The 22,768-nt window shown below is 44.8% G+C and carries 15 protein-coding genes; 11 read left to right on the top strand and 4 right to left on the bottom strand.

Annotated features, from left to right (window positions below):
• Complete coding sequence (locus AC4MRV_RS10555; RefSeq protein ID WP_491187305.1) at positions 1–1,029, top strand: methionine synthase; 1,029 nt, start codon at positions 1–3, stop codon at positions 1,027–1,029.
• Between the two features lie 93 nt (positions 1,030–1,122).
• Here the strand turns inward: AC4MRV_RS10555 and AC4MRV_RS10550 are convergent, their stop codons facing one another.
• Positions 1,123–3,483: a Lon protease family protein gene (locus AC4MRV_RS10550; RefSeq protein WP_491187304.1), complete on the bottom strand. Its 2,361-nt coding sequence runs from the start codon at positions 3,481–3,483 to the stop codon at positions 1,123–1,125.
• 213 nt (positions 3,484–3,696) lie between these two features.
• On the opposite strand from AC4MRV_RS10550, the gene AC4MRV_RS10545 reads away from it, so the two are divergent.
• Positions 3,697–4,191, top strand: coding sequence for a hypothetical protein (locus AC4MRV_RS10545; protein ID WP_491187303.1), 495 nt, complete (start codon positions 3,697–3,699; stop codon positions 4,189–4,191).
• 18 nt (positions 4,192–4,209) lie between these two features.
• A complete protein-coding gene (locus tag AC4MRV_RS10540; protein WP_491187302.1) occupies positions 4,210–5,832 on the top strand; it encodes an ABC transporter ATP-binding protein in 1,623 nt (540 codons plus the stop codon).
• A gap of 91 nt (positions 5,833–5,923) precedes the next feature.
• Here AC4MRV_RS10540 and AC4MRV_RS10535 read toward each other — a convergent pair whose 3' ends face one another.
• Entirely contained in the window at positions 5,924–6,823 is a 900-nt protein-coding gene (locus tag AC4MRV_RS10535) for a LysR family transcriptional regulator (protein WP_491187301.1), read from the bottom strand.
• Positions 6,824–7,013: 190 nt separating this feature from the next.
• Between AC4MRV_RS10535 and AC4MRV_RS10530 the strand changes: the two genes are divergently transcribed.
• From AC4MRV_RS10530 to AC4MRV_RS10505, 6 genes are all read left to right on the top strand, one after another.
• A complete protein-coding gene (locus AC4MRV_RS10530) occupies positions 7,014–8,705 on the top strand; it encodes an L-lactate permease (RefSeq protein WP_491187300.1) in 1,692 nt (563 codons plus the stop codon).
• Positions 8,706–8,839: 134 nt separating this feature from the next.
• Positions 8,840–9,976 (top strand): FMN-dependent L-lactate dehydrogenase LldD, encoded by a 1,137-nt coding sequence (gene lldD, locus AC4MRV_RS10525; RefSeq protein ID WP_491187299.1) that lies wholly within the window; start codon positions 8,840–8,842, stop codon positions 9,974–9,976.
• 123 nt (positions 9,977–10,099) lie between these two features.
• Positions 10,100–12,937 carry an FAD-binding and (Fe-S)-binding domain-containing protein gene (locus tag AC4MRV_RS10520; protein WP_491187298.1) on the top strand — a complete coding sequence of 946 codons (2,838 nt, stop codon included), beginning with the start codon at positions 10,100–10,102 and terminating at the stop codon, positions 12,935–12,937.
• A 155-nt stretch (positions 12,938–13,092) separates the two neighbouring features.
• A complete protein-coding gene (locus AC4MRV_RS10515; RefSeq protein WP_491187297.1) occupies positions 13,093–13,881 on the top strand; it encodes a PhzF family phenazine biosynthesis protein in 789 nt (262 codons plus the stop codon).
• A gap of 241 nt (positions 13,882–14,122) precedes the next feature.
• On the top strand, positions 14,123–14,884 hold the full coding sequence (locus tag AC4MRV_RS10510; protein WP_491187296.1) for a YMGG-like glycine zipper-containing protein: 762 nt from the start codon (positions 14,123–14,125) through the stop codon (positions 14,882–14,884).
• Positions 14,885–15,020: 136 nt separating this feature from the next.
• Complete coding sequence (locus AC4MRV_RS10505; protein WP_491187295.1) at positions 15,021–15,638, top strand: esterase/lipase family protein; 618 nt, start codon at positions 15,021–15,023, stop codon at positions 15,636–15,638.
• Between the two features lie 374 nt (positions 15,639–16,012).
• Here the strand turns inward: AC4MRV_RS10505 and AC4MRV_RS10500 are convergent, their stop codons facing one another.
• A complete protein-coding gene (locus AC4MRV_RS10500; RefSeq protein WP_491187294.1) occupies positions 16,013–18,766 on the bottom strand; it encodes a M16 family metallopeptidase in 2,754 nt (917 codons plus the stop codon).
• Positions 18,767–18,921: 155 nt separating this feature from the next.
• Between AC4MRV_RS10500 and AC4MRV_RS10495 the strand changes: the two genes are divergently transcribed.
• The gene (locus AC4MRV_RS10495; protein WP_491187293.1) at positions 18,922–19,263 is read left to right on the top strand and encodes an ArsR/SmtB family transcription factor; all 342 of its coding nucleotides are present in this window, start codon (positions 18,922–18,924) and stop codon (positions 19,261–19,263) included.
• A 79-nt stretch (positions 19,264–19,342) separates the two neighbouring features.
• Entirely contained in the window at positions 19,343–20,404 is a 1,062-nt protein-coding gene (gene arsB / locus AC4MRV_RS10490; protein WP_491187292.1) for an ACR3 family arsenite efflux transporter, read from the top strand.
• Positions 20,405–20,443: 39 nt separating this feature from the next.
• Here the strand turns inward: arsB and AC4MRV_RS10485 are convergent, their stop codons facing one another.
• Entirely contained in the window at positions 20,444–22,525 is a 2,082-nt protein-coding gene (locus tag AC4MRV_RS10485) for an EAL domain-containing protein (protein ID WP_491187291.1), read from the bottom strand.
• Positions 22,526–22,768 lie beyond the last annotated feature (243 nt).

Genomic DNA, 22,768 nt, shown 5'->3' with positions numbered 1-22,768 from the left:
ATGAAAACACTATTACCAACATCAACCGCTGGCAGTTTACCTAAACCTTCGTGGCTAGCAGAGCCCGAAACACTGTGGTCACCTTGGAAACTTGAAGGCGAAGAACTTGTCGATGGGAAGAAAGATGCATTAAACCTGTCGTTGCAAGACCAACAGCACGCGGGAATCGATATCGTCAGCGACGGCGAGCAAACACGACAACATTTCGTCACGACCTTTATTGAGCATTTAGACGGCGTTGATTTCCAGCAACGTAAAACCGTGACTATACGTAACCGTTACGAAGCAAGCGTACCTAGCGTTGTTGGCCCTGTTTCTCGTCCTAAGTCAGTGTTTGTTGAAGATGCTAAGTTTCTGCGCCAACAAACGGATAAGCCTATCAAATGGGCACTGCCTGGCCCCATGACTATGATCGATACACTTTACGATGGCTATTATAAAAGCCGCGAAAAGCTTGCTTGGGAGTTTGCAAAGATCCTCAATCAAGAAGCCAAAGAGCTCGAGGCTGCTGGTGTCGATATAATCCAATTTGATGAGCCTGCATTTAACGTCTTTTTCGACGATGTGAATGAATGGGGTATTGCTTGCTTAGAACGTGCAATTGAAGGACTTAAGTGTGAAACCGCGGTGCATATTTGTTACGGTTATGGCATCAAAGCGAACACTGATTGGAAGAAAACGCTGGGCTCAGAATGGCGCCAATATGAAGAGGTCTTCCCTAAGCTGCAACAATCGAACATCGATATTATATCGCTGGAATGTCATAACTCCCGAGTGCCCGTCGAGTTACTTGAGTTGGTTCGCGGCAAAAAGGTAATGGTTGGAGCGATCGATGTAGCGACCACCGAAATTGAAACACCGGAAGAGGTTGCCGAAACACTTCGTGAAGCATTGAAATATGTTGATGCGGACAAGCTGTACCCTTGCACAAACTGCGGCATGGCACCTCTTGCTCGTGATATCGCCTCAGCCAAGCTCAACGCACTTAGTGCTGGAGCAGAGCTTATTCGAAAAGAGCTATCGGCATAGCGACTCTTCGTTAGCAAGATACAAAAATGCCAGTTCATTTGTTGAACTGGCATTTACTATTGGCGGCTTAAGAACCGTAATGTCATCGACGCATTATTTTCTTAACGCATTCAGTTTAGCTTGCGCAATTCCGAAAATCGTATCAATTGGGTAGCTACCCTCTTCACTTGGCTCCCCTGCTGGTTTGCCCATAAACAGCTCAATAGCTTCCGTTACGTGATCAATTGCCCAGATATGGAATTCCCCTTTCTCAACGGCTTTAACGACATCAGGTCTTAACATTAAGTTATGCATATTTGAACGAGGAATGATTACCCCTTGCTCGTTGGTGCGACCTTTAATGCCACACACATCGAAGAAGCCTTCAATTTTCTCGTTTACTCCACCAATAGGCTGGGATTCTCCAAATTGGTTCATAGAGCCAGTAATGGCTATGTCTTGGCGGTTAGGCTGCTTTGAAAATGCCGATACCACTGCACAGAACTCGGCCATGCTTGCGCTATCACCATCGACACCGCCGTAAGACTGCTCAAATGTGATGGTTGTGTTTAGTGGCACTTTCGCCGTTTTACCAAACACGGACGACAAATACGCGCTTAAGATCATCACGCCTTTAGAGTGGATGCTGCCGCCAAGATCAACGCTGCGTTCGATATCGATGACATCGCCTTCACCATAACAGGTAGTGGCTGTAATACGGTTAGGTGCACCGAACATATACTCACTGGTACTCAGAACCGACAGGGCGTTCACCTGACCAACAGCTTCCCCGACTGTATGAAGTAACGTTGTTCCGTTGATAAAGCCTTCCATTACGCTGTCTTTTAATCGGCTTACACGCAGCTCTTGATTCGCCAATGCCTCTTCAACATGGCTTGAGCGAATCATATTAGAGTTAGCTTGCCTTGCTACGTAGTTAGACTCACGCAGCAAATTCGCTATGTTCGCAGAGTGCAAAGAAAGCTTGGTTTGATCCCCAGCAAGACGGGAGCTGTGCTCAATAATTCTTGCGATCGCTTTCTTGTCACAATGCAGCATGTTGTTGTCATTCACCACACTGGAGATAAAGCGCGCGTATTGCAGCTCTGCTTCCGGACAGCGAGGCATTTCGTCCTCAAAGTCCGCCGTAACACGGAATAGCTCGCTAAACTCTGGATCATAATGCTGTAGCAATTGGTAAGTCCGATAATCACCAAACAAGATGATTTTTACATCCAGCGGGATTGGTTCCGGGTCTAACGAAACCGCACCTGTTAGGGTCACTTCTTTTTCAAGCGAAGAGAAGCTAAGTTGACGCGCACGCAATGCACGCTTCAAACCGTCCCATACATAAGGTTGCTCAAGAACTTTTTGCGCATCCATCAACAACACGCCTCCGTTCGCTTTATGCAAGCTACCAGGACGTATCAAGGAGAAATCTGTAAATACGGTTCCTTTAAAAGTCGCAGTTTCGACGTAGCCGAACAATGAGTGATAGTTAGGATTCTCCTCAACTACGATTGGGAAATCGCTATTTTTACGGCTTACAAGAACGTTAACCTTGTAACGGCGCGGCAGCTTCTTATCCAGTGAAGCAGTAGCTACTTCCCCTTGCTCTGCGCTTTGCTCTAAAAAAATATCTGCATTATCGACGATGTCTTGCTGGAGTTCTGTTAGGTAAACTTTGATTTCCGGGTAACCTGAGTAATCCTTTTTCAACTGCTTGATAAAATGGGTAATCACATCAAGCGTCACATCATCGTTCAGCTTTTTGATCTTTTCGCTGTAAGCTTCTTCCCACTCAGTCAGCTGACGAACCATATTGCGCAACTGCACTTCAAGATCGTCGATCGTCGAGCCAAAGTACTCTTGTTCTTTCTTACTCAAGGCATCAAACGACTCTTCACTATGGAGTTCATCACCGTTCATCGCAACAAACTGATAATCACCCTGAGTGGTAATAGTTAAACTAATGCCCTTCGACTTCGCCTCTTTCGTGATGACCGATAGTTCTGCTTCCTGCTTTTGCGCAAGCTGGTTTTTCAATCGATCTGCCCGGCTATAGTAAAGCTCGTTATCAAACGCCAAAGGCATCGCATTGAGCAATTTAGAGATCATTTTCTCAATATCTTGCTTAAGCTTACTACCAATACCACAAGGCAACTTAAGCACTTTTGGCGTTCGAATATCTTCAAAATTCGCAACATAACACCAATCAAACAGCTCATTCTCATCATGCTTGTGACGATTTAAATAGCGCAAAATCATGGTGCGCTTGCCTAAACCATTTTGGCCAATCGCGTAGATGTTGTAGCCCTTTTCCTTAATGGACATAGCAAACTCTACTGCTTTTTGAGCACGTTCCTGACCAACTATCTCATCTATTGGTGCCAGCTCTTTGGTCGATTTGCTCGGCAGTATTTCCAACTCCGCAGCATGGTATAGCTGGCTCGCATCAAGTCGTTGAATTGCCATATCATCTTTCCTTGTTGTTGTTTTTATTCGGTCATATAGCCTTAGTTTAGGCTAGATTTAGTTATATTTTAGTGACTTAGGCTTAAATTGAGCTCGTTCGATTAAATATCAACCGATCTCATGCAAAAATTACATTTAAATGATAATTATTTGCAATCAATAGTGATTTACATTTAAATATGCTCTATCAAGAATTTGGTGGAGTAAATGAACATGGATCTACAACAATGCTGGACGCATTACCTAAAAGCGGAGCAATTACTGGAACAAGGCCACTGGCCGGAAGCCCATTACCTGTATGATCAAGTTCTTAACCATTTACCCACCCATATTCAATCTGCAATGGATAGTGAAGAAACCAAACCTTGTCAGTTCAGCTGTCTATTAACTGGTTTACGAGACGCTGCAGTTTCTCAGTCAGAAATACTTAATAAGATGGGGCAACACCAACGCGCGTTTGACCTCCTTAATCAGAGTTACGCACTGCTTCAATTTATGTCCATTGAAACTTCAGATTTGGTGAAAGCTACTCACCATATTTTAGAAAAAAATAGCGATGAACTTCTCCGCCATATGGGGGCATTTTGTACCGCGCAGCGCAATGCACAATGGATGCTTGAGTACGAACAAGTACAAAAAGCCCATCACCATTTCGCCGCATTGAAAACCTTCAATGGAGCTACGGATAACTCTCGCGTCATAAATTAAAAATATAAAGGAATACACATGTCACAGACGCCAATACTAAAGGTGAAAAACCTTTCAGTTAGCTTTACCACCAACGATGGCATCGTTGACGCGGTTAAGGATGTGAACTTTGAGCTATTTAAGGGTGAAACTCTCGCAATTGTAGGAGAATCTGGCAGTGGTAAATCCGTGTCATCAAATGCGCTGATGCAGCTTCTACCAAACAACGCTATCGTTCACTCACAATCTAGCATCATTTTTGAAGGTGAAGAGCTGCTCGATAAATCGGAAGCCGCGATGCAATCTATTCGTGGTGATCGTATCGGAATGATTTTCCAAGAACCAATGACGTCACTTAACCCATACATGCGTGTGGGAATTCAAGTGGCGGAAGCCATCATGTGCCACCGCCCAGTCTCTCGTTCACAAGCAAAAGCGAAAGTACTAGAACTGTTTGATTTGGTTCACCTGCCAAATATTGAACAAGCGTACACCAAGTATCCCCATGAATTCTCTGGCGGTCAGTTGCAACGTATTATGATTGCAATGGCTCTGATCAACGAACCTGACATTCTCATTGCTGACGAACCGACAACAGCATTAGATGTTACCGTTCAGGCCGAAGTGCTTAACCTAATTAAAGAAATTCAAACCAAGCTCGGCATGGCGATCTTGTTCATTACCCACGACTTAGGTGTGGTAAAACACCTTGCAGACAGGGTTGTAGTAATGTGTAAAGGTGATGTTGTTGAAGAAGGCGAATGCCAATCGCTCTTTGCTAGCCCTCAGCACGACTACACTAAAATGCTGATCAACTCTATCCCACGTGGCGGTAAAGATCCTATCGAAGAACACGCTCCTGCCCTACTTAAAGCAGATGACATTCGCGTGAAATTCTTAATCAAATCTCATTTCATTCAAAGCAAAAACCAGTACTTTGAAGCCGTTAAAGGGATTTCATTAGAACTCAAACAAGGTGAAACACTGGGTATCGTTGGCGAATCAGGCTCGGGTAAATCTACTCTTGGGCGCGCACTTATCGGCTTACTGCCTTGCAGTGGAACCATACATTTCAAAGGCCAAGATGTTGGCAAGCTAACAGACAAGCAACGCTTTGATCTTAAGAAAGATGTGCAAATGGTCTTCCAAGACCCGTACGGCTCCCTATCACCGCGCATGACGATTGGTGAAATCATCACTGAAGGTTTAACGGTCCACCAGCCGACAATGACTAAATCTGAACGTATGCAACGTGCTCGTAAAGCGTTAGAAGAGGTTCGATTGGATCCGCACTCGATCAACCGTTATCCCCACGAGTTTTCGGGTGGTCAACGTCAGCGAATTGCGATTGCACGCGCTCTGATCCTTGAGCCTTCATTCATTCTTTTAGATGAACCAACGTCTGCACTTGATCGCTCAGTGCAGTTAACCGTTATCGACCTTCTTAAAGACATTCAGAAGAAGCACAACATCGGGTTCTTGTTTATCAGTCATGACTTGAGTGTGGTGAAAGCGCTGTCTGATCGTGTACTTGTAATGCAAAAAGGTGAAGTGATGGAGCAAGGCACTGCAGACGAAATCTTCCATTACCCTAAGAACGATTACACTAAAAAGCTCATTGCCGCTTCATTTGACTTGGACGAATCGGAAGAAGCAGCCTAAGCTTTAAGTACTAAATCGGTTTGGCCGCCGACTTGACGCCGACGCATGGATGCGTCGGCGTTTTTCTTTCTATCGAATATTTGCCGTTTATCTAAAAGTAATGAGAGATTGCTAAGTAACGAGCACGAATGTGCTCAATCAAAAGCTTCACTTTATTAGGCGGCTGTCGCGTAAACGGATAGACAGCATAAATACCTAGTCTTTTACCCACCAGCTCAGGAAACAAGTCCACCAATTGTCCGTTGCGAATGTCGTGATAAACGAGGCACCTTGGTACGTAGGCGATCCCATGCCCACCCAAGGCTGCTTTTCTCAGCGCGGTCGCATTATCTGTCGAGAACGATCCAGAGACTCGAACGATATAGTTCCCCTCATGACCTTTGAATTCCCACTCGCTCGCCCCCGTAGTTTGATAAGCATACTGCAAGCAATTGTGCTGAATAAGATCTTCTGGTTTCACCGGTTTACTATTTCGAGCAATGTAAGCAGGAGACGCGCACACCACCCACTGAGAGTCGAGAATATGCCGAGCAATCAAGCTCGAATCCTCGAGGTAACCGGTACGAATAACCAAGTCGTAGCCACCCTCAACTAAATCAACGAAGCGATTATCCAATGACATATCAACACTCAAGCCAGGATGGGTATTACAAAACTCAGCAACGGCATCCGCCAAAATCAAATCGCCGGATATCGTTGGCACCGACATTTTGATGTGGCCACTGATATTTTCACCAAAGCCTGAAACCGCATCCATAGCCTCCAAGGTGGCTTGCTTCACATTTTTCGCCCCATGAGTCAGCGCTTTGCCAGCCTCTGTCAGCGTCAATTTACGCGTTGTTCGATATAATAGCTGAACACCCAATTCTTCTTCTAAACGAGCTATTCGCTTGCTAACTACCGAATTTGTAAGGTTATTTGCTTCAGCAACTTTACTGAAACTGCCCATTTCCACGACTTGAGAAAATAGGATTAGGTCATCTGCACGCATTGATTATGTCATTTTTGGAATTAATTATTTTCATTATTTCCCTATATCAATAAAAAAGAAAGGGGTAAATTCACCTCGAATTAACACAATTATCACAAATATAAAATCTAAGAGACTCTTTAGAGCCCAGATTTAACAAGTCGTCCCTAGCAAGAATGTAAAGGGATTATGCCTGTACGAGGATGTACCAATGAGTGAAACTTTACTTGCCCTAGTGGCTTTCTCACCAATTGTGGTGGCTGCCATACTACTAGTCGGCCTCAATTGGCCAGCTAAACGCGCGATGCCCGTGGCGTTTGGTCTAACCGTTGTCATTGCCCTATTGGGCTGGGACATGTCTACCACACGTGTATTGGCGTCAGTTTTCCAAGGATTAGGTATTACTGTCGCAGTGTTATGGATTGTCTTTGGCGCAATCTTCTTGCTCAATACCTTAAAGCACACTGGTGCAATAGCGACTATCCGTAACGGATTCACCAATATTTCTCCAGATCGTCGCGTTCAAGCCATCATCATTGCTTGGTGCTTTGGTTCATTTATTGAAGGCGCTTCTGGCTTCGGTACACCTGCTGCGATTGCTGCTCCTCTTTTAGTCGCGATTGGCTTTCCTGCGTTAGCCGCTGTATTAATGGGGATGATGATTCAATCGACCCCTGTATCTTTTGGCGCAGTCGGCACACCAATCATCGTTGGTGTAAACAAAGGCCTAGATACCCACAACATTTCTGAAGCCTTAATTGCCAATGGCTCTACGTGGGACGCTTACCTTCAGCAAATTACGTCAAGCGTTGCGATGATTCATGCGACTGTTGGAACGCTTATCCCAGTTCTAATGGCCATGATGCTGACCCGATTTTTTGGCAAGAATAAGAGCTGGACAGAAGGCTTAGATATTCTGCCATTCGCCATTTTTGCTGGTTTGGCCTTTACCATTCCGTATGCATTAACTGGTATCTTCCTCGGCGCAGAGTTTCCATCTTTGATTGGCGGTCTGGTTGGCCTTACAATCGTTGTTTCTGCGGCAAAACGTGGCTTCTTAGTGCCTAAAACAACCTGGGACTTCGAGAAAGAAGATAAATGGCCAGCTGAATGGTTAGGCTCATTAAAAATCGACCTGGATGACGCAAAAACTAAACCGATGAGCATGGCAATGGCGTGGTTTCCTTACGTTTTGTTAGCTGTTGTACTCGTGGCAAGTCGCGTCAGTTCTGATTTCAAAGCCATGTTAACTGGTGTTAGTTTATCTTTTAGCAACATTCTGGGTGAAACAGGTATCAGCGCCGCCATCCAACCTCTATACCTGCCGGGCGGCATTCTTGTCTTTGTCGCGTTAGTTGCTGTACTGCTTCAAGCTCGCAGCGCAACCCCGCTAGTTAAAGCGTTTGGAGAGTCGAGCAAAACCCTAATTGGGGCTGGCTTTGTACTCGTCTTCACCATCCCTATGGTGCGCATTTTTATCAACTCAGGTGTCAATGGCGCAGATTTAGCTAGCATGCCCGTAACTACAGCAAACTTTGCAGCTGGCCTAGTTGGCGAAGCCTTCCCAGCACTAAGCGCTACGGTCGGAGCTCTAGGCGCATTTATTGCTGGCTCTAACACTGTATCCAATATGATGTTCAGTCAGTTCCAATTTGAAGTAGCCCAAACGCTCTCTATATCCAGTGCGGTCGTTGTTGCTCTTCAAGCCGTTGGCGCAGCCGCGGGTAACATGATAGCGATTCATAATGTCGTTGCAGCGTCAGCAACAGTTGGCCTACTTGGCCGAGAAGGGGCAACGCTAAGAAAAACGATCATTCCGACCTTCTACTATCTTGTTTTAACTGGTGCGATTGGCCTATTTGCCATTTATGGTCTGCACATAACTGACGCTCTAGTGAAATAGCATCCATGGCGTTAATACCCATCCCCTGACAAGAACGGCACTAGTGTCACTCCAAGCGGGTATTAACGCCACCCTAACCAGCTTTTGTTCTAGCCTTCTAAGAAAGGCCAAAATACGAATTTAGGATTGAATTTATGATTATCTCTGCCTCTACAGACTACCGCAAAGCGGCGAAATCGAAATTACCTCCATTTTTGTTTCACTACATTGATGGTGGCTCTTATGGCGAACATACACTAAGACGTAATACAGAAGATTTAGCAGAGATCGCGCTCAAACAGCGTGTGTTAAATGACATGTCAGAGCTTAGCCTCGATACTGAAATTTTCGGTGAAAAAATGGCGCTCCCTATCGCCTTGTCACCGGTTGGTTTAACCGGCATGTACGCTCGACGTGGCGAAGTTCAAGCAGCAAAGGCCGCAGAAAACAAAGGCATTCCATTTACCATGTCTACAGTATCTGTTTGCCCGATTGAAGAAGTCGCACCAGCCATTGAACGCCCAATGTGGTTTCAACTCTATGTGTTGAAAGATCGTGGCTTTATGAAGAACGTCTTGGAGCGGGCTAAAGCCGCAGGCGTCACCACGCTCGTTTTTACGGTAGATATGCCAGTGCCTGGGGCCAGATACCGCGATATGCACTCCGGAATGAGTGGACCTAACGCAGCTGCGCGCCGTGTGTTCCAAGCCATGCGTCATCCCCAATGGGCATTTGATGTAGGTTTGTTTGGTAAGCCCCATGACCTTGGCAATATCTCCACTTACCGTGGTGAGCCAACTAAACTCGAAGACTACATCGGTTGGTTAGGCGAGAACTTTGACCCTTCGATAAGTTGGAAAGATCTAGAGTGGATTCGAGACTTTTGGGACGGACCAATGGTAATTAAAGGAATTCTTGATGTCGAAGATGCGAAAGATGCGGTTAAATTCGGCGCTGATGGCATAGTGGTGTCCAACCACGGTGGCCGTCAACTTGATGGAGTCATGTCTTCCGCCAAGGCACTGCCTGCTATCGCAGATGCCGTCAAAGGTGATATGAAGATCTTCGTGGATTCAGGAATTCGCACCGGGCTAGACGTAGTACGTATGCTCGCTCTAGGGGCCGATTGTGCGATGTTAGGACGCTCATACATCTATGCACTTGCTGCACAGGGACAAACGGGAGTCGAAAACCTACTCGACCTGTATGAAAAAGAGATGCGTGTTGCAATGACGTTGACTGGGGCAAAAACGATTCAAGACTTAAACCGAGATTCATTGGTACGCATCTAATTGATTAATTTAATGGGTGTCACGGCTTTTCAGAAGCAAATGTGACACCTTTGACTCGCGGGAATACTCGATAAAACAATAAACAACAGCTAACACCCGTGACATCAGCACAAGGAAGCAATGATGGCCAACACAATATCTAAAGCCACTTATGAGCAGCTTGAAGCATTGCTTGCTCTACAAATTGACCCCGAGCGTATTGTTACCCAAGAAGCAAAACGCCTAGCTTACGGCACCGATGCGAGCTTTTATCGCTTGGTGCCGCAAATCGTTTTAAGACTCAAAAATCTAGACGAAGTCATTTTTGCTATTCAAAGCTGTCGTGAACTGGGTGTGCATTTCACATTCAGAGCCGCAGGGACTAGTCTTTCTGGTCAAGCCGTTTCTGATTCGGTGTTAATTACACTTACCGATGATTGGCGTGGTCATGAAATCGTCGATGATGGAGCTAAAATCATTCTCCAGCCCGGAGTCATAGGTGCAGACGCCAACAAGTACCTAGCACCTTTTAAACGTAAAATTGGCCCCGATCCCGCTTCCATCAACACCTGCAAGATCGGGGGTATCGCCGCCAACAACGCCAGTGGCATGTGCTGTGGCACTGCTCAAAACTCCTATCGAACAGTGGATAGCGTCAAGGTTGTATTTGCCGATGGCACAACACTAGACACATCTAGTAAACAAAGTATCGACGCGTTTAAGGTGACCCGTACGGACATCTATCAAGGCTTAGTTCAATTAGTTGAAGAGACAAAGCAAAATCAGCCTCTTACAGAACGTATTCGCCATAAATATCGCCTAAAAAACACGACTGGCTACGCCCTAAACGCGTTAGTGGACTTTAGCGACCCTATCGATGTGCTTGAACATCTACTTATCGGCTCGGAAGGAACACTTGGGTTCATTGCGGAGATCACATATAACACCGTCGTTGAGCATGAGTATAAGTCCTCTTCGCTACTCGTTTTTGCAGACATAGAAGAAGCTAGCCGCGCAGTAACAACCTTATCTAAAACCCCTGTCGCAGCCGTTGAGTTAATGGACGGGCGAGCATTGCGCTCTGTCGCAGATAAGCCGGGTATGCCAGAGTTTATGAGCGGCTTGGATATTGAAGCGGCAGCCTTGCTAGTTGAGACTCACGCCAGCACACAAAATGACCTAAATACGCAATGTGAATCAATTATGGACTCACTTGGCGACTACTCCATTATTGAATCTGTACCCTTCACTTCTGACGTCAAAACTGTAGCAACCTTATGGGGTATTCGAAAAGGGATGTTCCCTGCTGTTGGAGCAGTCAGAGAGGTAGGTACGACGGTCATTATTGAAGACGTTGCCTTTCCCGTAGAAAACCTTGCAAATGGTGTACGAGACCTGCAAGCACTATTTGACAAGTACCACTACAGCGAAGCCATAATCTTTGGCCATGCGTTGGAAGGCAACCTGCACTTTGTCTTTACTCAAGGGTTTGACTCTCAAGAGGAAATCGATCGCTATGGCGGTTTCATGGACGACGTTGCTGAATTAGTGGCGGTGAAATATCAGGGATCACTCAAAGCCGAACACGGTACAGGGCGTAATATGGCACCTTACGTAGAGCTTGAATGGGGTAAAGATGGCTACGCTTTGATGCAAAAAATCAAAAAGCTGTTTGACCCTGAAGGGCTCCTCAACCCTGGCGTCATCATCAACGAGAATCCTCATTCCCACATCGAAAACTTAAAACCGATGCCTGCAGCGGATGAGATTGTCGACCGCTGTATTGAATGCGGCTTCTGTGAACCGGTTTGCCCTTCCCGCACGCTTTCCTTATCGCCAAGGCAACGTATTGTACTTTATCGCGAGCTACAACGTAGAAAAACTGCTGGCGAGTCGGTCACCGCAAGCGAATTAGAAAAAGTATTCGAATATCAAGGCCTAGATACCTGCGCAGCAACTGGTTTATGTGCCGACCGCTGCCCTGTTGGTATCAATACGGGCGACTTAGTGAAGCAGCTTCGGACCGCTAAGTATAAAAAGTTTACACCTATCGCGAAATGGACCGCCGATCATTTTGCAGCCACTACATCACTCACTCGCGCGTCTTTGAAAGCCAATCAAATCGCGGTGAAAGTAATTGGCGAAAATGGCGTATCTAAACTGACTAATGGTGTACGCAGCTTAACTAACAATAAAACACCAATATGGTTACCGGAAACGCCACAATCAAATAGCCATCGGCTAGACAAGTCGCTTGAACTCTTGGTCAAGTCAGACAAAAAGGTGGTTTACGTGCCTTCTTGCGCTTCTCGCACCATGGGGCAACAAACGAATGCCGAAGACCAACGCAGCCTCACAGAGGTGACATTGTCACTTATTAAGAAGGCTGGATACGAAGTTATCATTCCCGAAAAGATAAATGATCAATGTTGTGGTATGCCCTACGACAGCAAAGGTATGACAGACATTGCTACAGCGAAAGTGAACCAACTTGAACAGGTGTTGTGGCAAGCCAGCTTCGAAGGTGAATACCCGATTCTCATGGATACCAGCCCTTGTGCTAAACGAAGCATTGAACATTTTTCTAAGCCATTAGAAGTGCTTGAACCAGCAGGTCTTGTTGCAAAATACTTACTGCCTAATTTAACCATCAACAAGATCGATGAAACGGTCATGCTTCATGTGACCTGCAGTTCACGTAAAATGGGGCTCGACAATATGATGCTTGAACTCGCTCAGCGTTGTACTAGCCATGTGATCGTCCCTGAACACATTGCTTGTTGTGGTTGGGCTGGCGATAAAGGCTTTACCACGCCAGAACTCAATGCCGCCGCTGTCCACCCTCTAAAGGAACAAGTCCCAACTAATTGTAAACGAGGCTTTAGTAATAGCCGAACCTGCGAAATTGGCTTGTCTCATCATAGTGGTATCCCATATCAATCGATTCTCTACTTGGTTGATGAGGTAAGTAGCCCGTTATAACTTCTAGCCGGCTCCCAATCCTAGCTGGAGCGCTTGTATCAGAGGTATGATTTGAGCCGATCTACCTCGCAAGTCTCCAGTTATCTCACCTAAGGTGTGTAACAAAAGTTAATAATCTATTTCAATGAGTGTTACTACATCGGTAAGGAATAGATATGGAATTTGAAATATTTGTATGTGATGCCTTCACACAAGAGCGATTCAAGGGCAACCCTGCGGCTGTCGTGCCACTGAATGACTGGCTCAGCGACGACATCATGTTGAAAATCGCTCAAGAGAACAACCTGTCTGAGACGGCTTTTATCAAACAAATCGCCATTGACCATTACGAAATTCGCTGGTTTTCACCACTGTGTGAAATTGAGTTCTGCGGTCATGCAACACTCGCATCTGCTTTTACCCTATTCCACTTCTTTAATGCTGGATGCCGGTTAATGTTTGAAACACGTTTTGTTGGTCCAATTGAAGTGGAGAAAGATCACTCAGGCAGGATTTTAATGGACTTCCCTTTGCAAGCACCAACACCTATTGCGCCGCCAGCCAATCTTTTAGAAGGTCTATCTGTTCCTCCTAAACAAGTGCTGCGAAACGCACAAGCCTATTTCGCTATTTATGATAAGGAAGAAGATATACTGGCGCTCGAAACAAAGAGTGACTACCTAAAAACGCTTGCTCCCTACGACGTCGTTGCAACAGCGCCATCAGAAGACTATGACTTTGTCTCACGCTACTTCTGGCCTGCCAATGGTGGTGACGAAGATCCGGTTACCGGCTCTATTCATGCTGGGCTAGCTCCCTATTGGTCAGAAATACTAAACAAAGACCATATGATCGCCTATCAAGCATCACAACGTGGCGGCACCCTCTATTGCCATGTCACCCCCGAAAAGGTCACGGTTGGTGGTGACGGTATACTTTACTCGAAAGGTAAATTCTACATCTAGATATAAAGCTTCATTGTGACATCCACTCATGGTAATAACTGGTGGTTATCAGCGCTATAACCACCAACGTTTAGCCTCCGTTAAAGCATTTACGTAATCTATAGCTAAAGCACGAACCTATTACGACTAAAGAAATAGAGACACTAAGAAACAGTTCGCAACAAACGAAGCCGCTTTCTTAAAGGTCACCTGACATTGGTGGTTTAGGTTAGAACAATATTTGTTATTCCGGAGCTATATGATGAACAGAGCACTTAAAACTACCATTGCCGCCGCTATTTCTTTGCCACTTTTAACAGGTTGTGTCACCCCTGGTGAAGACGACCCTAATGCTCTAACTAAACAAGGAGCAGCAGGTGGTGCGTTACTGGGGTTAACATTGGGTGCTCTTACCGGTGATCCGGAGCTAGCAATTCAAGGGGCAATCGCTGGAGGCGTAACAGGTGGTGTGGCGGGTGCCCAAGCCGATATTCAAAACAATAGAGAGTCTATACGTTCAAATTCTCGCGATGACGCTATTGCTTCCATCGGCGGTACGCAAGTACAGCCAGCAGGCCAGCAAAACTGGGCGGAGCTGAATCATTTTGTTGGTAGCTGGAACGTAACGATTCAAAATCATGACCAGACGTTAAGAAATGTTCAGCCAGTCACGGCTCAAGGCTCGCTTGCTAAAACAACCCAAGCAGATATTAACGTGGTTAATGACCAAGGAATTAACCTCACTGCTGCCTTTTCTTATACGCCAGAATCAGGCTATGAGCTAAATATTTCAAATAACGCAAAGAACATCGAAGTGAAGTTTGCCGGTGAGTTTCAATCAAGTACAAACCGCTACAACTTCTACCCAACTAACATTAATGACGTGGTCTACCAAAACATCAACACAGCTGACATACACGTAGAGCTTGGTTTTGCGGGGCCTAACGTATGGACACTGTCCAGCTATGCATTCCAAGAAGGCAGCCAAAACCAGCTTCAAACGTTCCGATTTACTAAATCCTAATAAGCGAACAGCCAGTGAACTCAATAGCTCTCTGGCTGTTCAACTTTTTAGACTATTAGCTCAAACATTAGAAATTTATTGGATAACAGACAAAAAAACACTGTATTATTAGTTCACCTGTCCCAAGGAGGCTTATATGAAAATCATCATATTACATGGGCTATACATGCACGGAATGGTGATGCAACCGTTGAGTCGTAATCTGCGTAGCCTTGGTTATCGGACTAAAGTACTGACTTACAATAGTGTAGCTATCAATCAGCACAGGCTATTCTCTCTTATAGACAATGCGCTAAGCCCAACGATGCCCAATATTTTGGTCGGACATAGCCTTGGAGGACTAGTCATTAAGCAATACCTCCAATCTCGCCAAAGTTGTCACTCGAAAATCTCTCATGTTATTGCGATAGGCTCCCCTCTGCGCGGAGCTTCTATAGTGACTCGACTTCAGGAACTAGGCATGGGAACACTCCTAGGAAACTCCCCCCACTTTGGCTTAAGTGAGCATCAAGGTGAATGGCACTTCCCTCAAAAACTCGGAAGTATTGCGGGTACCTTGCCAATTGGCGCTCGCGCGCTACTTTTAATGGACAGACGACTTCCATCGGACGGAACGGTGACCGTTGAAGAAACCAAAATTGATGGGATGTCTGATCACATAGAAACGCCTAAAAGCCATACCAGTTTAATTTACAGCACCTTTGTTCCTGATCAGATTGATCACTTTATCAAGCATGATTCTTTTCGCCATTAGCAGGTTGGATTCTAATAGCTCGTAAAAAACAATGGAGGTAAACTACTTAAAACTTACCTCAAGATTTACAATTTTCACCAATGAGCAGAGAAAACTTTACCGGGCTACTATTTGTGCTAATCAGCTTAGCTGACATGACATACCTCCTTGCAGGCGATTCACACTTTCCGCTCTTGCAGTGGCCATATCAGGCTTTTCAAGGTTTAGTGTTTTCTTTAGTATGGGGATTTGGCGTTTCCACCACAGTGGGTTATGTGTATAGCGTGCTAATTACTGTGACTATTGCAGTCATCAGTTTCGCGATTGGGCATAAGCTCGCGCGTTATTCTAAGTAAAAAAACAGCCGCTTCAAAGCGGCTGTTTTACTAGCTGGGTTACTTAACCTCTGGTGTTAAGGTGTACTTGGCTCTAATGGCGTTTTTGCCAAAGGACTCTTCTATTCTTGCTCTAAAGTCTTCAAGCTTAATCGAGCTAATCATCGCATCAACATCGTTCAAAGAATCAATACCGTAACCATGAATCAAGTAACGAGCATAGAACCACGTTCTATCAACTGGCTTATCTTTCAGCGGATTCAGCGCGGTTGAAAGTTGCTTTGAAACCAATTCAAAGTCTTGCGTGCTTACCTGTGAGACAATATCCGCCATCACCTTATCGACTGCTGCTTCAATCTTAGCAATATCTTGAGGCGCGACCTGCGCTTCTATAAACCAATCGGTACTTGGCTCTTGGTCATGTGACACTGAGTAAGCATCTGGCGCATAATCTAAGCCCAACTCTTCGCGTACGTAGCTAGTCAGTCGTTTAGCCAATAATCTCTGGATCATATCGTCGATAAATGCCGTTTTTGCACTCGTCATTTGCGCAGTCGGATTAGTCACACGAAGCAAATAAACACCACTTTGCTCATTGTGGATAGCCAGATCAACACGTTTTTCTGGCTTTGTTTGGTAAGCAACTTGGTAATCTGGTGCTTGAGCACTCTCCAGTGGGATTGAAGCGATGAAATGACTTAGTAGCGGAGTCAGCTCTTCTGGCGTCAAATCAGCCACAATGACTAACTTGTTGCCGCGGTTCTTAGCAAACAGTTCATGGTGAACTTGACGAATCTGTTCTTCGTTTACCGCCGCGAAATCAGGTGCGGTTTGGAAGTAGTGACGACTGCGGGCTTGGTAAGTGTTGCGATTAATCGCTCGTTCCCATTGGCCATATGGTGTCGCCAGGTAACGCTCTTGGTTTTGATACGTTTCCTGCTGAATTGCACTGATCTGACGTGGGTCAACATTGATGTTAGTAGCAATGTTGTAAATCACTTTAAGTGCATCAGCAAGTTTATCTTTTGACGCGCCCATCTCAACGCCATGATGGGTAAAATTAATAAACGGGAACACTTCCAAGTTATTCTTCGCGAGGTAAGAGTCAAACTCAGTGCCGTTAAACTCGCCAACCCCACTTCTTACGACAACGGGTATTGCTAATTGAGAAGCGGCAAACAGCTCTGGAGGCAGTGACGCTTTACCACCTTGACTCGCATAAACAATGTTGACTGTATCTAACGTCGTTGGGTCATTCTCCAACCATACTTCGATACCATTCGACAGTGTCCAAATATGCGAGCCATACTTATGAGTTTGTTGGCTAACCACGCTGCCCGCTTGAGAAGGTGCAGTCAGCTCTTTTGCAGTTTGAATCAAAGCGACAGGTGCCGTTCCTTTCACTAACATGGCGTCACGAAGCAACGGAATTTGTGAAGCAAGTTGTTCAACTGACTCAGTTTCATCGGCGCCAAAGATGATAAAGTACTCATCGGTCAAAATCGACTCGACCTGTTGATTAATGCGCTCCATGCTCGCCTCAGATAGCAAAGCATCTAAACTTGCTTGATAGTCTTGTTTTGATTGGCTGGTTTGCTGCGTTGAAATCGCCCACACGCGGTCTTCAGCATAAGTAATCGCATCTTGCTGACTCCAGTTGTAATCAATGTCCTTGAGTAACTGTTGATAATACGCAAGAGACGTATCTAACTCATTTTGAGTGACACCAAAATCGCGCAGCGACGCTAAGGTATCAATGAATTCCTGTTGCACCGCTTGACGGCTATCCACGCTAAATGCGATAGAGAACAAAGCATTACGCCGGTAATTCATGTAGTAAGGTGTAATAGCAAGGCTTTGCAGTGGGATCGCCGACTCTTGAAAAACAGATTCCACTCGTTGATGAATGATCTGCAAAGCAATCTCGTCAAACCAAGACGCCAACAACTGCTCACGAGTATCAACTCTCGCTGGCGCGCGATCCATCACCAAACTCAGACTTGGCGCATCAAACTCGCCTATAGTGTCTGTGTAGTCCGACAACACAAGAGTATCACGCTTAGTGCTGTCACCTTTAACATCGTCTGTTTTACTCCAGCTTGAGAAATGCTTTTCAACAAGCTGCTTGGCCTCTTCTACAGATACGTCACCAGTAATAACGACTTCTGTATACTGAGGCTTATACCATGTCTTATAAAACTCACTAATTGACTCTGCTGTCGCATTGCTCACCGACGATGCCGAACCAACCGGGTCAAGATCCTCAAGCGAAGTACCTTTAATCAAATGATCGTAGTACTTTTCAGACAAGCTTTTGTGTTCAGGTCGAGTACGACGGATTTCGCCTTGAATGACCCCTTTCTCTTTCTCAATTTCTGAAGAAGATAAGGTTAAGCCGTCTGCGATATCACGTAGCCACATAACCCCTTCATTAACTTGATTGTTGTTAGGTAAATCGAGCTTGTAGACGGTTTCATAGTAACTGGTGTAGGCATTAATATCGGCACCAAAGGTTAAGCCAGCTTTCTCAAACATGTTAACCACATCGTTAGAGGTAAAATGTTTGCTTCCATTGAACGCCATGTGTTCCAAAAAGTGAGCGTAGCCTTTTTGCTGAGCACTTTCTTGAGCAGAACCAACGTGAACATAGAGACGCAACGATACGGGTTCACTATCGGTCGGATAGATGTGATATTTAAGCCCGTTGCCTAGCTCACCCTGAGTCCAATTAGTATCCGGTTGAATTGGAGTGACGACTTTGGGCTGAGTACATCCGACTAAAATCAAAGAAATTAAGAGTATTATTATTCGCATAGCCATACATCTGTTAGTTGTTTGTAGAGCAATATAACTCAAACTTATGATTTTGTTTATAAATTACAATGAATTTATAAAAGCAATTCTTATATTTGCAGAGACCTCGTTTTCCCGCTATATTAATCGCAATTCGACGATGAACTATTTAATATATGTCCGATAAATGTAACTTCGCCAACCAACAGGCTCTTAGCTCAACTCAAGCCCAACTTGAGCAAGAAGCTTTGCTCGCTAAGCAGGCCAAAGCATTAGCACATCCTGCTCGCGTACGCATACTTAAGATACTGTTTACACTAGATAAACTTGGTGGTTGCTTAAACAGCGATCTCGTATCTGAGCTAGGACTCGCTCAATCGACTGTTTCAGAACACCTTAGAATATTGAAGCAAGCAGGCTTTATTCTTGCTGAGCCTAACCCTCCCAAAGTGTGTTACCGCGTGAAGCGAGACACGCTTGAAGAGTTCAACCAGCTGTTTGGTTCCATTTTTAATTAATCCGACATCTAACGGGTTTATAACCGTATTTAGCACGACCAATTAATCGTCATTCGACGATAAACGAAAAGGCAAAATTATGACCACACAAGTGATGAAACAAAGTGCCGCCAATAACATGGGCTTCTTAGACCGCTACTTGACCGTATGGATTTTTGTTGCGATGGCTATTGGTGTAGGTATCGGCGCTCTCTTCCCCAACGTGGCTGAATGGAACGAATCTCTCTCAGTTGGGAGTACGAACATTCCTCTTGCGATCGGGTTGTTATTGATGATGTATCCACCATTGGCCAAAGTTGACTACACCCTGCTAGGTAAAGTCAAACAAGACAAAAAGGCGATAACGCTCTCGCTCATCATGAACTGGATTGTTGGTCCAATTCTCATGTTCGTTCTTGCAATCACATTTCTAGGCGATCACCCTGGCTATATGGTTGGCATTATATTGATTGGTCTTGCCCGTTGTATCGCCATGGTACTGGTCTGGAATGATATCGGTGGCGGCAATAAAGAGTATGGCGCGGCACTCGTCGCCATTAATAGCGCTTTTCAAATTGTGACCTACAGTTTTATGGCTTGGTTGTTTATCACGGTGCTACCTCCACTATTTGGCTACCAAGGCTTTGCCGTTGATATCTCTATGTTGGATATTGCAGAAAGTGTGCTGATTTATCTTGGTGTACCCTTTCTTGCTGGCTTTTTAAGCCGTAAGATCCTGGTCGCTAAAAAGGGTGAACAATGGTACAACGACGAGTTCATTCCACGTATTTCGCCAATAACACTTATCGCGTTACTCGCAACCATAGTACTAATGTTTAGCTTAAAAGGTGAGATGATTCTTGAGTTGCCAATGGATGTCTTACGCGTTGCGCTTCCATTAGCCATTTACTTTGTGGTGATGTTCTTTGTTAGCTTCTATGTGGGTAAGAAGCTTGGCATTGATTACGATAAGAATGCATCTATCGCTTTCACAGCTACTGGGAATAACTTCGAACTCGCTATAGCGGTTTCAATTGCTGTTTTTGGTATCAATTCTGATCAAGCTTTCGCTGGCGTAATTGGTCCACTTATAGAAGTGCCAGTATTGATAGCACTGGTTAATATAGCGTTAAAGAAAAAAGCCAAGTATAGACTTAGTTAAAAACGCAGCAAAAGAGGAGCAGTAAGCTCCTCTTTTCATTTATACAGCCATCAAAGTCGTCGCTTCATGAGAGCGTTCGCTGCAAAAATCGACCGTCTGGCATATTTGTTCTAATGGCATCGGTTTATAGAAATAGTAACCCTGAACTAAACCAATACCTTGTTCTTGAATCAGTTCAAGCTCTTCTTCAGTCTCTACTCCTTCAACTACAATTGCCGCGCCGGTCGTCCTCACGAGTTCACTCGTCAATCGGAATAATTCGCGACCATTTCTGTGCTTCAAGTTCATAACAAGAGAACGATCAATTTTTACTTTATCGAACTCATATTTACACAAGTAACCAATTGACGAATAACCTGAACCAAAGTCATCTAGCGCAATTTGGATCCCTAAGAGTCTAAGCTCTTGCAAAACGCTAGACGTTGTCTCTTCATCTTGAATGAGCAGCTCTTCGGTAATTTCCAGCTCGACTTGATGGTAATTTAATTCACTTTGATCAATCAGTCTTATGACCGTTTTAGCGAAGCCTGGAACCAAGAAAGTATCGGGTGATATGTTAATGGACACTTTAAAACTTGGATTGCTCGCCAATGGCCCAACTTCACCCAAAGCTTCCTTTAAGACCCATAAGTCCATTTCGGCCGTTAGCCCAAGCTTTGCAAAACTCGATAAGAAAGTAGGTGGCGAGATTGTACCGTCGTAGGCGCGATGTCTAATCAACACCTCCATAGAGCTGACACACTCTTTGTTCACATCAAATTGCGGCTGGTAAAAAAGAACAAAATCGCCATTTTCCTGCAAATCTCGGATGACCTTTTGAGCCACCAGACTCCCGCTCATATGAGGGAACAATCCAGTCACGTTACGCCCACTACCCAACTCTTCGTAGTTAAAGAATTCGTCCGACGTATCTTTAGAAAAGATTTTGTGGCGACCAATTATTTGATCCATTTGCTTAAAGAACGGCAAGTAAATCACCATACCTACCAATACAATAATGCACTGAAGGATACTCGCTGCGAAGTCTCCGCCTGTTGCCATATAGCCACTCAATAAAGGCGGTGTCATCCAACTGATAAACTCTGATACTGGCTGAACAAACCCCATCGAAATAGCAAAATATGCAATCAAGATCCCTGCAATCGGAGCAAGCATAAAAGGAATCAGCAAAACAGGGTTAAAAATAACAGGCAAACCAAACAGTATTGGTTCGTTAATGTTAAATGCACTCAGTACAAACGCCGCCAACGCCAATGCACGATATCCTTTATTTTTTGCAAAGAACAACATGCAGAACACCAAACTCAAAGTGTTACCTGCACCACCGATCCCTGCGTAGATGTCATAAAAGTTGCTGGTCAAAATTGGTAATGGCGTACCAAATTGTGCATTCATCTCAAAACTAGACTGAGTTAATGCGTACAGCTCTGACTTATAAGGAGAAAAAATAATATGACCGTTGATCCCAATCGACCAAAATAGATTTCTTAGAAATTCATACCAAACCGCATCAAACAGTGAATGTGTATCAAGTGATGGCAACAACCCCTGAAGATAGGAATTGGTTTCTAGCCAATAACCGACACCATAGCCTGCCGCAACGTAAAGCGTGACCAATAGTAATGTACCAATCACTAAGTTTAGCGATTGGTCTACAACATTGGGGAGCTCTGAACGAATGATTAGCTTACTGCGTAACAACCTGCGAACTGAAAACGCAATCATAACTGGCGTTATGATTGCCAATGGGTAGTTAGATGGCAGAACCGAGCCTGCGTGAAGCAATCCCCACTCGTTGCATAAGATCACGTAGATGAGGAGTGACGGAGTAATCACCGTCGTACGAGAAAGACGATGTAAACGCGCCAAGAAATCTGAAAAATAGACCAAGAGTAGGATTGGAAACATTTTCCAAACCAATGTACTAACAAACAGCACACGACTGCCTATTTCAGAATAACCACCAAGATTTAAGCCATTTCCAATCAGCATGCTAAACGCAGAGAGTAAAGAGACAGGAAGTAGCATGACAAATACATTGCATAAGCCATTTAGATAAGCATTTTCCGAAATACGGACGAAGAATGCGTACACTAGCTTATTGTCCAACAGGAACTTCATTGACTAAGCCTAACGTCAAATCACAATTAAAGACGTGCACCACAGAGTGATGGCAATGCCTAGTTCAAATCCAAGTTGAGCTGTACAAAAGGCTCTATGGATAGAACTTCACCTGCGGGTGCGGTGTTTTGCTCCGCAAAGAGCAAGGCTTATATAAGTAGCGAGTCCTTAGTTAGTAGTTTTATCCTGGGCGAAGCAAAGCGCTGCACCACGCAAATAACAGATATAAGCAATCAGGCGCAA

It is taken from the genome of Vibrio sp., from assembly GCF_984391705.1.
The sequence above is the reverse complement of the archived record's forward strand: the minus strand, read 5'-3'. Positions and strand labels throughout refer to the sequence as shown.

Coding starts and splice junctions, on each gene's coding strand:
- AC4MRV_RS10555 (WP_491187305.1), top strand. CDS start 1: ATGAAAACACTATTACCAACATCAACCGCTGGCAGTTTACCTAAACCT.
- AC4MRV_RS10550 (WP_491187304.1), bottom strand. CDS start 3,483: ATGGCAATTCAACGACTTGATGCGAGCCAGCTATACCATGCTGCGGAG.
- AC4MRV_RS10545 (WP_491187303.1), top strand. CDS start 3,697: ATGGATCTACAACAATGCTGGACGCATTACCTAAAAGCGGAGCAATTA.
- AC4MRV_RS10540 (WP_491187302.1), top strand. CDS start 4,210: ATGTCACAGACGCCAATACTAAAGGTGAAAAACCTTTCAGTTAGCTTT.
- AC4MRV_RS10535 (WP_491187301.1), bottom strand. CDS start 6,823: ATGCGTGCAGATGACCTAATCCTATTTTCTCAAGTCGTGGAAATGGGC.
- AC4MRV_RS10530 (WP_491187300.1), top strand. CDS start 7,014: ATGAGTGAAACTTTACTTGCCCTAGTGGCTTTCTCACCAATTGTGGTG.
- lldD (WP_491187299.1), top strand. CDS start 8,840: ATGATTATCTCTGCCTCTACAGACTACCGCAAAGCGGCGAAATCGAAA.
- AC4MRV_RS10520 (WP_491187298.1), top strand. CDS start 10,100: ATGGCCAACACAATATCTAAAGCCACTTATGAGCAGCTTGAAGCATTG.
- AC4MRV_RS10515 (WP_491187297.1), top strand. CDS start 13,093: ATGGAATTTGAAATATTTGTATGTGATGCCTTCACACAAGAGCGATTC.
- AC4MRV_RS10510 (WP_491187296.1), top strand. CDS start 14,123: ATGAACAGAGCACTTAAAACTACCATTGCCGCCGCTATTTCTTTGCCA.
- AC4MRV_RS10505 (WP_491187295.1), top strand. CDS start 15,021: ATGAAAATCATCATATTACATGGGCTATACATGCACGGAATGGTGATG.
- AC4MRV_RS10500 (WP_491187294.1), bottom strand. CDS start 18,766: ATGCGAATAATAATACTCTTAATTTCTTTGATTTTAGTCGGATGTACT.
- AC4MRV_RS10495 (WP_491187293.1), top strand. CDS start 18,922: ATGTCCGATAAATGTAACTTCGCCAACCAACAGGCTCTTAGCTCAACT.
- arsB (WP_491187292.1), top strand. CDS start 19,343: ATGACCACACAAGTGATGAAACAAAGTGCCGCCAATAACATGGGCTTC.
- AC4MRV_RS10485 (WP_491187291.1), bottom strand. CDS start 22,525: ATGAAGTTCCTGTTGGACAATAAGCTAGTGTACGCATTCTTCGTCCGT.